At 63.2% G+C, this 12,462-nt stretch carries 15 protein-coding genes; 12 read left to right on the top strand and 3 right to left on the bottom strand.

Annotated elements, in window-relative coordinates; all coding sequences use genetic code 11:
- Positions 1-46: 46 nt before the first annotated feature.
- A complete protein-coding gene (locus AC1DX6_RS29315; protein ID WP_477319861.1) occupies positions 47-952 on the bottom strand; it encodes a DMT family transporter in 906 nt (301 codons plus the stop codon).
- Positions 953-1,082: 130 nt separating this feature from the next.
- On the opposite strand from AC1DX6_RS29315, the gene AC1DX6_RS29310 reads away from it, so the two are divergent.
- Both AC1DX6_RS29310 and AC1DX6_RS29305 read left to right on the top strand, forming a co-directional pair.
- Positions 1,083-1,535, top strand: a complete 453-nt coding sequence (locus AC1DX6_RS29310; RefSeq protein WP_477319859.1) for an Lrp/AsnC family transcriptional regulator — start codon at positions 1,083-1,085, stop codon at positions 1,533-1,535.
- A 96-nt stretch (positions 1,536-1,631) separates the two neighbouring features.
- Positions 1,632-2,402 carry a sulfite exporter TauE/SafE family protein gene (locus tag AC1DX6_RS29305; RefSeq protein WP_477319857.1) on the top strand — a complete coding sequence of 257 codons (771 nt, stop codon included), beginning with the start codon at positions 1,632-1,634 and terminating at the stop codon, positions 2,400-2,402.
- Positions 2,403-2,445: 43 nt separating this feature from the next.
- Here the strand turns inward: AC1DX6_RS29305 and AC1DX6_RS29300 are convergent, their stop codons facing one another.
- Positions 2,446-2,997 carry a DUF2269 family protein gene (locus AC1DX6_RS29300; protein WP_477319855.1) on the bottom strand — a complete coding sequence of 184 codons (552 nt, stop codon included), beginning with the start codon at positions 2,995-2,997 and terminating at the stop codon, positions 2,446-2,448.
- A 275-nt stretch (positions 2,998-3,272) separates the two neighbouring features.
- On the opposite strand from AC1DX6_RS29300, the gene AC1DX6_RS29295 reads away from it, so the two are divergent.
- The 6 genes from AC1DX6_RS29295 (at position 3,273) to AC1DX6_RS29270 (ending at position 8,023) form a co-directional block, all read left to right on the top strand.
- The gene (locus AC1DX6_RS29295; RefSeq protein WP_477319853.1) at positions 3,273-3,650 is read left to right on the top strand and encodes a hypothetical protein; all 378 of its coding nucleotides are present in this window, start codon (positions 3,273-3,275) and stop codon (positions 3,648-3,650) included.
- Positions 3,651-4,018: 368 nt separating this feature from the next.
- Entirely contained in the window at positions 4,019-4,549 is a 531-nt protein-coding gene (gene rcdA / locus AC1DX6_RS29290) for a protease adaptor protein RcdA (protein WP_477319851.1), read from the top strand.
- A gap of 218 nt (positions 4,550-4,767) precedes the next feature.
- The gene (gene ruvC / locus AC1DX6_RS29285; RefSeq protein WP_477319849.1) at positions 4,768-5,277 is read left to right on the top strand and encodes a crossover junction endodeoxyribonuclease RuvC; all 510 of its coding nucleotides are present in this window, start codon (positions 4,768-4,770) and stop codon (positions 5,275-5,277) included.
- A gap of 10 nt (positions 5,278-5,287) precedes the next feature.
- On the top strand, positions 5,288-5,908 hold the full coding sequence (gene ruvA, locus AC1DX6_RS29280; protein WP_477319847.1) for a Holliday junction branch migration protein RuvA: 621 nt from the start codon (positions 5,288-5,290) through the stop codon (positions 5,906-5,908).
- Positions 5,909-5,951: 43 nt separating this feature from the next.
- Positions 5,952-6,989 (top strand): Holliday junction branch migration DNA helicase RuvB, encoded by a 1,038-nt coding sequence (gene ruvB, locus AC1DX6_RS29275; protein WP_477319845.1) that lies wholly within the window; start codon positions 5,952-5,954, stop codon positions 6,987-6,989.
- Positions 6,990-7,120: 131 nt separating this feature from the next.
- Positions 7,121-8,023 carry a metallophosphoesterase gene (locus AC1DX6_RS29270; RefSeq protein WP_477319843.1) on the top strand — a complete coding sequence of 301 codons (903 nt, stop codon included), beginning with the start codon at positions 7,121-7,123 and terminating at the stop codon, positions 8,021-8,023.
- 12 nt (positions 8,024-8,035) lie between these two features.
- Here the strand turns inward: AC1DX6_RS29270 and AC1DX6_RS29265 are convergent, their stop codons facing one another.
- Positions 8,036-9,286 carry a glycoside hydrolase family 5 protein gene (locus AC1DX6_RS29265; RefSeq protein WP_477319841.1) on the bottom strand — a complete coding sequence of 417 codons (1,251 nt, stop codon included), beginning with the start codon at positions 9,284-9,286 and terminating at the stop codon, positions 8,036-8,038.
- A gap of 56 nt (positions 9,287-9,342) precedes the next feature.
- On the opposite strand from AC1DX6_RS29265, the gene ybgC reads away from it, so the two are divergent.
- From ybgC to AC1DX6_RS29245, 4 genes are all read left to right on the top strand, one after another.
- Positions 9,343-9,816 carry a tol-pal system-associated acyl-CoA thioesterase gene (gene ybgC, locus AC1DX6_RS29260; protein WP_477319839.1) on the top strand — a complete coding sequence of 158 codons (474 nt, stop codon included), beginning with the start codon at positions 9,343-9,345 and terminating at the stop codon, positions 9,814-9,816.
- 299 nt (positions 9,817-10,115) lie between these two features.
- Entirely contained in the window at positions 10,116-10,826 is a 711-nt protein-coding gene (tolQ, locus tag AC1DX6_RS29255; protein ID WP_477246118.1) for a protein TolQ, read from the top strand.
- Between the two features lie 9 nt (positions 10,827-10,835).
- On the top strand, positions 10,836-11,291 hold the full coding sequence (gene tolR, locus AC1DX6_RS29250) for a protein TolR (RefSeq protein ID WP_477319837.1): 456 nt from the start codon (positions 10,836-10,838) through the stop codon (positions 11,289-11,291).
- A gap of 8 nt (positions 11,292-11,299) precedes the next feature.
- Positions 11,300-12,454: an energy transducer TonB family protein gene (locus AC1DX6_RS29245; protein WP_477319835.1), complete on the top strand. Its 1,155-nt coding sequence runs from the start codon at positions 11,300-11,302 to the stop codon at positions 12,452-12,454.
- The last annotated feature ends 8 nt before the right edge of the window (positions 12,455-12,462 follow it).

Raw genomic sequence — 12,462 nt, 5'->3', positions numbered from 1 at the left:
GGCAGCCGGGATCGCGATTTGAAAGTCTAATGCCTGCTTTATCGGTTCACTTGATCGCTTGCGGGCTTTCCAGCGGCGGCCTCGACTTCCACAGCGTCCAGCCGAGATTCATGCCGGCGGCGGCGATCAGGATGGCGGCGGCGCCGACGATCTGGAGGGGATGCAGCCGATGGCCGAAGGCAACGACATCGACCAGGATCGCGACCACCGGGTAGATGAAGGACAGTGACCCTTGCAGATGCGTCGGCAGCTTCTGGATGGCGCCGTACATCAATATGTACATGAAGCCGGTATGTACGACGCCGAGCGTTGCCAGCATGGCCCAGCTCCACGCATCGGTGGGAAGCTGGGTGAGATTGGCAAAGGGCGCCAGCATGACGACGCCGACGCAAACCTGGATGAGCGCGATCAGATGCGGCGGCGTGCCTTTGAGCTTCTTGGTGACGATGGCGGCGACCGCCCAGAAGAAAGCCGCCCCCAGCGCCATGGCGATGCCGGTGAAATAGTCGGTGCCGACGTCGCCAGCATCAGGCGTGGCCTGCATGATCAGCAGCATGCCGGCGAAGGCGATGCCAAGCCAGGTCAGCTTTGTCATGGTCAGCCGTTCGGAGAAGAACAGCGCGCCGAAGCCGACCAGCATGAAGGGCTGGGTGTTGTAGACCGCCGTGGCGATCGAGATCGAGGCACGGGAGAACGCGCTGAACAGCAGCAGCCAGTTGATGACGATGGCAGCGCCGCCGAGAGCCGCGATGCCGACAACACGCAGCGACAGCCTGCCGCGCAGCAACCCAAGGGCGGTACAAATGACCAGCAGCGTTATCGCACCGAAGGCGCAACGCCAGAACACCACGTCCATGATCGGCTGGCCTGAGAGCACGACGAACCAGCCAATGGTGCCCAGGATCGCCATTGCAGCGGACATTTCGATCGTGCCGCGTACCGTGTTGTCCATCAGAAACCTCTACAGTTTGAGGCTTTATGATCTCATGCCGGATCGTCTCTTTCTACGGTTTACAAAAAAGCGTATAGGAGATTTGCCTTATTATCTAAGGTAAATCCCGCTTTCACCTAAGGAATGCAAAATGCTGGACGAGCTGGACAGAAAGCTTCTCGAGATCCTGACCAAGGATTCGCGAACCTCGTTGAAGGAGCTGGCGAGCCAGGTCGGGTTGTCGTCGCCGAGCGTCTCGGAACGGCTTCGGCGGCTCGAGGAACGCGGCGTCATCCGGGCCTTCACCATCGAGATCGATCCGCAGGCGCTCGGCTTTACGTTGCAGGCGATCGTTCGCATCCGGCCTCTCCCGGGCAAGCTGCATATCGTGCAGAAGCTGATCGAGGAGATCCCGGAGTTTGGCGAATGCGACAAGGTCACCGGCGATGACTGTTTCGTCGCCCGGCTGTTCGTGCGCTCGATCGGCGACCTCGACCAGATTCTCGACCGCATCGCCGACAAGGCCGAGACCAGCACCGCCATCATCAAGGGGCAGCCGATCCGCCGCCGCCCGCCGCCGCTGGCGCCTGTGCCGAACATGTGACCGGCCTCGGCGCGCCGCGCGATGTTTGCAGTCGCGGCGTGACCATTTCTGGTCTATTCCAGAATTCCCGTCCTTCCCTCCAGCCTCCTCTCCCCCATGTCAGGTCTGCTCGCCGATCCCTGGTTTTATGCCGCCGCCCTTCCGGCGGTCATTCTCGTCGGCCTGTCGAAGGGCGGCTTTGGTGGTGCCGTCGGCTTTGTCGGCGTGCCGCTGATGGCGCTGGCCATGCCGCCGGTGCAGGCCGCCGCCATCCTGCTGCCGATCCTGTGCCTGATGGATATCGTCTCGGTGTGGACATGGTGGGGCGTCTACGACCGCAAGATGCTGGTCGACATGATGCCGGGCGCTTTGATCGGCATCGGCCTCGGCTGGCTGACGGCAGCCCTTGTCACCGAAGAGATGGTGCGGCTGATCGTCGGCGCGGTCGCGCTGATTTTCGTGCTGCGCTGGCTCTATCTGCAATTTCGCCACGGCGCCGATCATGCGGCGGCGCCAAACCGCATCGCTGCCGGCTTCTGGGGCACGGTCGCCGGCTTCACCAGCTTCGTCGCCCATGTCGGCGGACCGCCCTTCCAGGTCTACGCGCTGCCGATCCGGCTCGACCCGAAAGTGCTGACGGGCACATCGGCGATCTTCTTTGCCGCCACCAATGCGCTGAAGCTGGTGCCTTATTTCGCGCTCGGCCAGTTCGACACCGCCAATTTGACGGCTTCCGCCGTGCTGATGCCGCTGGCGCCGCTGGCGACCATCGCCGGCGCCTGGCTGGTGCGGCGCATGCGGCCGGAAATCTTTTATCCGTTCACCTATGCGACGGTCGCAGTCGTCGCGGTCAAGCTGCTGTGGGACGGCATCGCGGGGCTTATGTGATGCGGGCGGCTGCCTTGCAGGCCGCTCGCATCATCCGATGGCCTTAGGCCGCGCTCGGCACCATCCTGCGGCTGCCGCCCATGGCCAGCATGGCGCCCGCTGCCAAGACCATCGCCATGCCGGCGAGAACGCCGATGTCATGCACGGTCGGCTTGAGCGCCATGTCGGCGAGGATCACTAGCATCACCGCATAGTCGAAGCGCGCCGCACTCATCATGCGCTGGCCAATGGCGAGAACCTCGGGCGTTATGCCGTCTTTGGCGATCATGGCGCCCATCCGCTCGCCGGTCGGCTTGAAGATGAACATGCCGATCGAGAAGGTCGTGGCATAGCCGGCAAGACCGATCAGGATCCACAGGTCGGAGAAACCGACCCAGAAGCTGCACATGATGAGGCCGAACAGCAGTGTCAGCATCGACATCGGCGCAAAGAAGCGGCCGCCCAGCTGTCCGCTGGCGCGCATCGCCTGCAGCTTTTCCTCGATGTTGCCGGCGCGCTCGGCCATCACGCCAAGCAGGAACAGGACGAAACCGCCACCGACCCACAGGGTCGCCGAAACGATGTGCAGAAACTTGACGATCGAGTACCAGTCCATGGTTTTTATCCTTTGATTTCTTATGATTGCGAGCAGGGCTGGGGTGCGCTGCGTGGTTTCGAGGAGCGGCCGTTTAGCGCGGCCGCTGTTTCGGAACGATGTCGCGCGCAAAGCCGGTTTGTTTCGGCCGTCGTGTCTCGCGGCCGGGGGGCGCGATGCGGCATCATCCGGAAACATTGCCGATGCTATTGCGCCTGTGCCGGGAACCCGGTGGCGGGGAACCGCCTGACATCAACCCACTCCCAGCAATGGGGACAGGCAATTCGGGGGATACTATGCGAGGCGTAGCACGAAATTTCTTCACGCTGGCCATCATCTACGCGCTGTGCGGAATGGCGCTTGGCATTCACATGGCGATCAGCGACGACCATGGCCAGATGCCAACCCACGCCCACACGATGGTGGCGGGATGGCTGATGTCGGCGGTGTTCGCCTTCTTCTACCACCTGTTCCCGGCGATCGCGCAAAAGACGCTTGCCAGCGTTCATTTCTGGCTGACCGCGATCAGTGGCATTGGCCTTCTGATCGGGCTCTATTTTCTGCTTGCCGGTCACCCCGCGATCGAGCCGTTGGTGGCAGCGTCTTCGATGGCGTTCTATGCCGGCATGCTGCTGTTCGCCTTCATCGCTTTGCCGGCGGTGTGGAAGGCCTGAGCGCCGTCCTGATGTGCTGTTCCGGCACAGAAGGGTGGCGCTCGATCGAAAAATATCCGCCCCGTTAAGGCTTCATTAAGCTTTACAGGCGTTTACTACGTTCATCCAGTTATCTGGATTCTTACCGAGTGGTTGGAGCCACTTCGTTTGACGCCTCCCTGTTAAACTCCTGAGAGCCGCCTTATCCGCGGCTCTTTTTTTGTCCGCTTTCCCGGGTCGTCCGGCGTCAGTGCCGCCGTTAACCGTTTGTTAAACATGTGCTTGCCTTCACCGGTGACGAAGCGCATTTTCAAGCTTCAGTCGTTTAGGGTGCAGGGGTGACGGTGATGAAGCCGAATCAGCCAGCGGGTAGTGCAGGGGCGTCTCCAATGAACGAGCCTTCGAAGGGCATCGCGAAAACCATTAAGCTGGCGGAACGCCGGGTTTTCTCCCAATCCTTCAAGCCGCTTTACCAGGAGGGTATGGGCCTGGTCGAGCAGGCGGCAGAATATCTCGACGGCAAGGGCCGGGCCGAGGCGAAGAAGCTCTCCAGGCTGGCAGCAACGCTCTATGCCGCCGAATCGATGCGGCTGACCACGCGGCTGATGCAAGTCGCCTCCTGGCTGCTTTTGCAGCGAGCCGCGAACTCCGGCGAGATGACCCGCGACCAGGTCGCTTCCGAAAAATCCAAGGTGCGTCTCGACACCGCTTCCGCGCATGACGAAGCGGCAGGCTGGAGCGAACTGCCAAAGGACTTCCTTGACCTCGTCACCCGCTCGTTGCGGCTGCAGGCGCTGGTGCGCCGCATGGACGAGGAAATCTACGGCGGTGCGATGGTCGACACGCCGCCCATGGGCCGCCGCGCCAATCCGGTTTCCGACCAGATCACGCTGCTGAACACGGCTTTTGCCCGCGGCTGACAGACTGCTTGATAATTCTACTCTGACGGCCATCTGACGCGGTTTTCTGCGCTTCCGATGCTCGCGTACTTATGTACGCTCCGCTTCGGTTCTCGAAAACCACGCCATATGCCTCGTCAGAGCGAATTCTGAAGCAGCCTGCGCACCGTTGCGGTAGGTTGTTTCTGGTTTGTTCACATTTCGCTGGCATCGCTGTCCGCCGGAGGTAAAGTCCGCGTATGGGGGAAGCGATTCGCATCATCGGCATCGATCCGGGGCTGAGGCGCACCGGCTGGGGCATCGTCGAGAGCCTCGGCAATTCGCTGCGCTTCATCGCCTCCGGCACCGTGCGGTCCGACGACAAGGCGGCGCTGGCGACGCGGCTGTGCCAACTGCATGACGGGCTGGCCGAGATTCTGCACGCCGCAATGCCGCACGAGGCGGCCGTCGAACAGACCTTCGTCAACAAGGATGCGGTGGCGACGCTGAAACTCGGCCAGGCGCGCGGCATTGCCATGCTGGTGCCGGCGCGCGCCGGCCTTGTCGTCGCCGAATATGCCCCCAATGCCGTCAAGAAGGCGGTGATCGGTGTTGGCCATGGCGACAAGAAGCAGATCCATATGATGGTGAAGGTGCTGTTGCCGAAAGCCACTTTCGACACCGAACATGCCGCCGACGCACTGGCCATCGCCATCTGCCACGCGCACCACCGGCAGAGCGTCGCCTACAGGATGGCGGCGCTGGCATGAGGGATCGCCCATGATCGGCAAGCTCAAAGGCACGCTGGACGAGATCGACGAGGATTTCTGCCTCGTCGATGTGCATGGCGTCGGCTATGTCGCCTATTGCTCGGCGCGCACGCTGGCGGCGTTGCCGGCGCCGGGCGAGGCGGTGGTGCTGTTCATCGAGACCTATGTGCGCGAGGACATGCTGCGGCTCTATGGCTTCCAGTCGGTGCTGGAGCGCGAATGGTTCCGGCTGCTGATGACCAATGTGCAAGGCGTCGGCGCCAAGGTGGCGCTGGCCATCCTCTCGACCCTGGCGCCGTCCGACCTCGCCAACGCGATCGCGCTGCGTGACATCGCCATGGTCAGCCGTGCGCCCGGCGTCGGCAAGAAGGTGGCCGAGCGCATCGTCACCGAACTGAAGAACAAGGCGCCGGCCTATGCGGGCTCCGCCTCCGGCACCATCGGCCTCAAGCAGGAACTCGGCGAAGGCGTGGCACCGGCGCCGATCACCGATGCCGTCTCGGCGCTGGTCAATCTCGGCTATTCGCGCGACACCGCAGCCAATGCCGTGGCGGCGGCTCTGAAGACGGCAGGCGAGGATGCCGATGCCTCGAAGCTCATTCGATTTGGGCTGAAGGAACTGGCACGGTGAGGCGTCGCTTGTCCCGTCCCCAGCGCTATGCGAGTAAGGCTGGATGAGCCTTTCCCCCCGTCTCATTGCCCCGGAAAAGCGCGGCGAGGATGCCGAGCAAACCTTGCGGCCGCAGACGCTTGCCGATTTCGTCGGCCAGGCGGCGGTCAGGGCCAATCTCAAAGTGTTCATTGAGGCTGCCAAGGGCCGCAGCGAGGCGCTCGACCATGTGCTGTTCGTCGGGCCGCCGGGGCTGGGCAAGACGACGCTGGCGCAGATCATGGCGCGCGAACTCGGCGTCAATTTCCGCTCGACCTCAGGGCCGGTCATCGCCAAGGCCGGCGACCTGGCGGCGTTGCTGACCAACCTCGAAGACCGCGACGTGCTGTTCATCGACGAAATCCACCGGCTGAACCCGGCGGTCGAGGAAATCCTCTATCCCGCCATGGAGGATTTCCAGCTCGACCTGATCATCGGCGAGGGACCGGCGGCGCGCTCGGTCAAGATCGATCTCGCCCGGTTCACGCTGGTCGCCGCGACCACGCGGCTCGGGCTGTTGACCAACCCGCTGCGCGACCGTTTCGGCATCCCGGTGCGGCTCAATTTCTATTCGGTCGAGGAACTGGAGCAGATCGTGCGCCGTGGCGCCCGCATCCTGCAAATGCCACTTGGTGACGATGGCGCGCTGGAGATCGCCCGCCGCGCCCGCGGCACGCCGCGCATCGCCGGCCGGCTGCTGCGCCGCGTGCGCGATTTCGCCTCGGTTGCCGGCGACGGCCATGTCGATCGCAAGATCGCCGACGAGGCGCTGACGCGGCTGGAGGTCGACGCGCTGGGCCTCGACGCGCTCGATCGACGCTATCTCTCGATGATTGCTCGCAACTTCGGTGGCGGCCCGGTCGGTATCGAGACCATCGCTGCCGGCCTGTCGGAGCCGCGCGACGCCATCGAGGACATTATCGAGCCCTATCTGATCCAGCAGGGGTTCATCCAGCGCACGCCGCGCGGCCGCGTGCTGACCGCCAATGCCTGGCGGCATCTCGGCCTCGACGCGCCGAAGGATCTGGCGCAGCAGCAGATCAGCCTGTTCCAGGAAGAGTAACGGAGAGTTGTTCGCCGGTTGCGCGAGGAACGGCCCACCTGCGCAGAATCTGCTCGCCTCGGCCAAGTTGAAGGCACAATTGCCGCCTGTAAGGTAATCTTGCGTGCAATCGCAAGGGCAGGGGTCGACCGATGATCACCAGACGTGGCTTCCTGCGCCTCATCGGCGGTTCGTTCCTGTCTATAGCGTCGCTCAGCGCCTACGCGGTCGGCATCGAGCCGATGCTGTTGACGCATGTGAAGCGCTATTTTCTGACACCGCCGCATTGGCCGGCGGGCCGCAAACTGCGCATCGCGGCACTTGCCGATATCCATGCTTGCCGGCCTTGGATGACGCGCGAACGGATCGCCTCGCTGGTTGTCCGCACCAATGCCCTGCAGCCCGACCTGATCGTGCTGCTCGGCGACTATATCGCCGGCATGCGCCTGGTGACAGACCAGGTGGCGGCGCCGGACTGGGCCGCGGCCCTGTCCGGCTTGAAGGCGCCACTCGGCGTCAAGGCGATCCTCGGCAATCACGACTGGTGGCACGATCCCGTCGCGCAAAGGGCGGGGGCCGGACCAACGGTGGCGCGCAGGGCGCTCGAGGGCGTCGGCATAACCGTGCTCGAAAACGACGCCTTGCGGCTGGAGAAGGACGGGTTCGGCTTCTGGCTTGCAGGCCTTGCCGACCAGCTTGCCCTACTGCCGGGAGAGGGCCGTGAGGAAGCCAAGGGCCTCGACGACCTCGACGGCACGCTGGCCAGGGTGCCGGGCGACGAACCGGTCATCCTGCTTGCGCATGAGCCGGATATTTTTCCGAAAGTGCCGTGGCGGGTGTCGCTGACGCTCTCCGGCCACACCCATGGCGGACAGGTCAGGCTGTTCGGTTATTCGCCGGTGGTGCCGTCCCGCTTCGGCAATCGTTTTGCCTATGGCCATGTCGTCGAGCACGACCGCCATCTCATCGTTTCCGGTGGGCTCGGCTTCAGCATCGCGCCAGTGCGCTTTGGTATGCGCCCGGAGATCCTGCAGATCGACCTCGGTTCAGCCTAGGATCTTTCTTGGTCAAGGCAGCGAGCGGATCGCGTCCAGAACGTTGGGCTCGGCTTTCTCGCCATTGAACGCGTCAACAATGCCGAAGGCGCCGCCATAGCTCCATACAGACCAGGAGAAGCTGTGCGCTTCGGCGCGGGCGACCATATCCTTGACATAGGCAGCCCGGTACTGCGCCGGCATCACATAGGCATTGCCATATTCCTGGCGGATCATGCCGAACTCGCCCAGCGTGATGTTTTCGGGCTTGATGCCGTTGGCCTTGGCCCAGGCTTCAACCAGGGTGAACGGCGCATCCATTGCCGCGAGCAGCTTTTCATTCGTATCCAGGCTGGCCACCTGCTCGTCGAGATAGGCGAGCAGCCCGCTCCGCCGCGCCCAAGGCGCTTCGGCCTTGATCCTGGCGCGGATGGTGTCGAGCGTCACGTCGAGTTGGGCGCGCGGTACCGCCGTCAACGGATAGGGCAGACCAGTCACATAGGGAATGAAATCGCCTGCCCAGGTCGCGCCTTGATGGGTGAGCAGGAACGGATCGTAGGAATGGAAGGTCCAGATGATGTTGTCGTCGGGGACCGTTTTTGGGTCGATTTTCGTCAGTGACGCCGCGTTGGAATAGCAGGCGCCGGTCAGGATCAGCGTCAGCCTGGTGGCCGAAGCACGCGCCGCCGCGAACAGTTTGCGCTGGCGATCCGGCCACAGGCTGGTGCCGTCGGTATCACAATCCACGATCGGCTCGTTCATCGGTTCGAAGGCGACCTGGCGTGGGTCCTCGGCGGCGAGCGTATGGGCCATCTTGCGGATCATCTCGACATAGGCGTCAAAGGTTCGCGGGTCGTCCATCACCTCGCCCATGCCGATCTTGCGGCTAGCGCCGGACGGGATCAGGTGCATGTCGACGATCACCTTCAGCCCGGCACGGTTGATCATGCGTACCGAGTCCAGCACGCTGGCATAGAGGTCGTCGCGCAGCGCCGGCGTCTGGTCGGAAAGGAAGGGCGACGGGTCGACCGGCATGCGCAGGAAATCGAAGCCGGCGTCTTTCAGCGCCTTGAGGTCGTTCTCGTTGAGAAACTTGCGCCATTCCGGATAGGGCAGGATGGCACTGGGATCGTTCCATTTGTCCTCGCCTGGCCAGGTCGTCCACTGGTCGAGGTTGAGGCCGCGCTTCATCGAAAAGCTCGCGGCGTGGCCCGGCATGGCGAGGGCAGCCAGCACAAGCAGGGCTGCTATCAAGGTCTTGATCATCGTCGTCAACAGTGCCATCGGGTTGCTGCGCCACCACGAGCAGGTGCCCCGTCAGGGCCAAAAAGGAAAGCGCAATGGACGATCATGGTGAATCGGCAGCGCTTTCCGCAGGTCTTTCCGGCGCGCTGACGGCGTTCGGCCATCGGTTGATGGCGCGGGTCTATTACGCCGACACCGATTTTTCCGGCGTCGTCTACCACGCGCGCTATCTCGAATTCTTCGAACGCGGTCGTTCCGACTATCTCAGGCTTACCGGCGTCCACCACACCGAGCTAGCCGAGGGCAAGCATGGCGAAAAAATCGTCTGGGTGGTGCGGCGCATGGAGATCGATTTTCGAGGGTCCGCCCGCATCGACGACATCCTGACCATCGACACGCGTACCGAGGAGATTTCCGGTGCCCGCATCTTCATGGCCCAGCAGCTGAAGCGTGGTGATGACGTGCTGGTCGAGGCGCGGGTCGAGGCGGCGATCATCGGCGAGAACGGCCGGCCGCGCCGCTTCCCCAGGGAATGGGTGGCAGCATTTATGTCCAAGGCAAGCGCCTAGAAATCGCTCCTTCGTCATTTCCGGCAGTCGCGCGAGGCGAAAGCAGACCCTCTGCTTGGCGTCGAGGGCGCGGCAATGCGCCGCGCCTTATTTCCTAACCCATCCTTAACCATAACGGTTCATGAAGAGATTGGTGAAGATTGGAAGAATCCAAGCGCCTTCCTTTCACCAATATTTGCCCTGAAAAGGCCGCCAACGCTGCATTTTGGGGTTATTCCGCGAGCCTCGCGCGAACGGACCACAAGGGATGCCCAGGGGCCAGCCGCCAGCCATGCCCGGAAAATCTTAAGGACGTAATCATGGAAAACATCGCACTCGCCGAACCGGGCGCGCAATTGTCGATTTGGGCGCTGTTCATGCAGGCCAGCTGGGTGGTCAAGCTGGTGATGATCGGCCTGCTCGGCGCTTCGATCTGGACCTGGGCGATTGTTGTCGACAAGCTCGTCGCCTACGCCCGCATGCGGCTCGCGCTCAACCGCTTCGAGCAGGTGTTCTGGTCGGGACAGTCGCTGGAAGAACTTTACCGCACGCTGGCCGACCGCAAGACGGCCGGCATGGGTGCGATCTTCGTCGCCGCCATGCGCGAATGGAAGAAGAGTTTCGAGAAAGGCGCCAAATCGCCACTCGGCCTGCAGACCCGCATCGACAAGGCCATGGATCTGGCGCTGACCCGCGAAATGGAGAAGCTGGAAGGGCGTCTCGGCTTCCTCGCTACGGTCGGCGCGGCCGCGCCCTTCATTGGTCTGTTCGGCACCGTCATCGGCATCATGACCTCGTTCCAGGCGATCGCCGGATCGAAGAACACAAGTCTTGCCGTCGTGGCGCCCGGCATTGCCGAAGCGCTGCTGGCGACGGCCATCGGTCTGCTCGCCGCCATCCCGGCGGTCATCGCCTACAACAAGCTGTCGTCCGACGCGAGCAAGATCGCGGTGCGCATGGAGGGGTTCTCCGACGAGTTCTCCGCCATACTCTCGCGCCAAATCGATGAAAAAGTCGCGCAGAAGGCCTGAGGAACGATCATGGGAATGTCTGTAAGCGCGGGTGGTGGACGTGGCGGGCGCGGGCACAGGCGACGTGGCCGTCACCATGGCCTGATGGCCGAGATCAACGTCACGCCGATGGTCGACGTGATGCTGGTGCTGCTGATCATCTTCATGGTCGCGGCGCCCTTGTTGACGGTCGGCGTGCCGATCGACCTGCCGGACACGCAGGCCAAGGCGATGAACGCCGACACGCAGCCGATCACCGTCTCGATCAACGCCGCTGGCCAGATCTATCTCCAGGAAACCGAGATTCCGATCGACGAGTTGGTGGCCAAGCTGCAGGCAATCTCGAAGACCGGCTATGACGAGCGCATCTTCATCCGCGGCGACAAGCTGACCGACTATGGCACGGCGATGAAGGTGATGGCCCGCATTTCGGCCGCCGGCTACAAGAATATCGGCCTCGTTTCGCTCCAGGAACAGGATCAATAGACAAGAAGATGAAGACCGGCCTCACCACATCGGTGATCTTGCATGCTGTCGTGCTCGGCTTCGGTCTGTTCACGCTGTCGGCGCCGGCTGCGCTTCCGAGCGCCGAAGAGTCGGTCGCGGTCGACATCGTGCCGATGGAAGCGATGTCGCAAGTCCTGCAAGGCGACAAAAAGGCCGTGATGCACGAAAAGCCGGCGCCGTTGCCGACCCAGCGTCCGGATATCGTACCGGCCGCCCAGAAGGTCGGCGAGAACAGCGTCGACACCGACAAGCCGATAACGCCGGAAGCCAAGCCCAGGCCGGTCGATACCACGTCGGCTCCGCCGCCGGCGCCGACACCGGTGGAAAAGCCGAAGACCGAGGACGTGCCGAAGCCGCAGGAAAAGCCAAAGCCTATTCCGGCTACGGAAGTGGCGCCGGCGCCGCAGCCGAAGGAAGAGGTCAAGCCCGAGCCGGTCAAGCAGACCGACCCCAAGCCGACACCGGCCAAGGAGCCGACGCCGACGCCGCCGGAGGATAAGACCGCTGCGATCGAGCCGACGCCGGAGGTCAAGCCCGATGCGGTGGCTGAAGCGATAGCGCAAGAACCACCCACCGAAGCGACGCAGCTTCCGGATTCCGCACCGGCGCCGGAAGCACGGCCCAAGCCGCAGCCAGCCCAGGCCGAAAGCGCCAAAGCGCCAGAGCGCAAGGATGCCGACAAGCCGGTCAAGGAGGCGTCGTCCAAGCCGAAATCGGATGACAAGCAGTTCAACGCCGACGAGATTTCCGCTCTCCTCGACAAGCAGAAGCCGTCGGGCGGCGGCGCCAAGCGCTCGACCCAACAGGCGTCGCTGGGCGGTGACAAGGACCAGGGCCAGAAGCTGTCGCAAAGCGAAATGGGCGCATTGTCCGATCAGCTTGGCGGTTGCTGGACCCTGCCGGTAGGGCTCGAGGGTTCGGAGAACTTCGTCGCGGTGGTGCTCTTCAACCTGGACGCCTCCGGTAAACTCGATGGCCGGCCCACCGTCGAGAAATCGAGCGGAAACCGTCAGTTCGACGAGAGTGCCGTGCGTGCCGTTCAGAAATGCAACATGGCCGGCCTGCAAGTTCCTCCCGGTAAACAGGATATCTGGGCCCAGGTCCGGGTTACTTTCGATCCGAGGGAGATGCTTGGCCTCTAGGCCTGGCG

This window comes from Mesorhizobium sp. P2_C4, from assembly GCF_056404575.1.
Note: the sequence above shows the minus strand (reverse complement) of the source record. Positions and strands in the feature narration are given on the sequence as shown.

Bases quoted from the DNA above. Each gene is read 5' to 3' on its own strand.
- rcdA (WP_477319851.1), top strand. From the start codon at position 4,019: ATGAACGAGCCTTCGAAGGGCATCGCGAAAACCATTAAGCTGGCGGAA.
- tolQ (WP_477246118.1), top strand. From the start codon at position 10,116: ATGGAAAACATCGCACTCGCCGAACCGGGCGCGCAATTGTCGATTTGG.
- AC1DX6_RS29245 (WP_477319835.1), top strand. From the start codon at position 11,300: ATGAAGACCGGCCTCACCACATCGGTGATCTTGCATGCTGTCGTGCTC.
- ruvA (WP_477319847.1), top strand. From the start codon at position 5,288: ATGATCGGCAAGCTCAAAGGCACGCTGGACGAGATCGACGAGGATTTC.
- AC1DX6_RS29310 (WP_477319859.1), top strand. From the start codon at position 1,083: ATGCTGGACGAGCTGGACAGAAAGCTTCTCGAGATCCTGACCAAGGAT.
- AC1DX6_RS29305 (WP_477319857.1), top strand. From the start codon at position 1,632: ATGTCAGGTCTGCTCGCCGATCCCTGGTTTTATGCCGCCGCCCTTCCG.
- AC1DX6_RS29295 (WP_477319853.1), top strand. From the start codon at position 3,273: ATGCGAGGCGTAGCACGAAATTTCTTCACGCTGGCCATCATCTACGCG.
- ruvB (WP_477319845.1), top strand. From the start codon at position 5,952: ATGAGCCTTTCCCCCCGTCTCATTGCCCCGGAAAAGCGCGGCGAGGAT.
- ybgC (WP_477319839.1), top strand. From the start codon at position 9,343: ATGGACGATCATGGTGAATCGGCAGCGCTTTCCGCAGGTCTTTCCGGC.
- ruvC (WP_477319849.1), top strand. From the start codon at position 4,768: ATGGGGGAAGCGATTCGCATCATCGGCATCGATCCGGGGCTGAGGCGC.
- AC1DX6_RS29265 (WP_477319841.1), bottom strand. From the start codon at position 9,286: ATGGCACTGTTGACGACGATGATCAAGACCTTGATAGCAGCCCTGCTT.
- AC1DX6_RS29315 (WP_477319861.1), bottom strand. From the start codon at position 952: ATGGACAACACGGTACGCGGCACGATCGAAATGTCCGCTGCAATGGCG.
- tolR (WP_477319837.1), top strand. From the start codon at position 10,836: ATGGGAATGTCTGTAAGCGCGGGTGGTGGACGTGGCGGGCGCGGGCAC.
- AC1DX6_RS29300 (WP_477319855.1), bottom strand. From the start codon at position 2,997: ATGGACTGGTACTCGATCGTCAAGTTTCTGCACATCGTTTCGGCGACC.
- AC1DX6_RS29270 (WP_477319843.1), top strand. From the start codon at position 7,121: ATGATCACCAGACGTGGCTTCCTGCGCCTCATCGGCGGTTCGTTCCTG.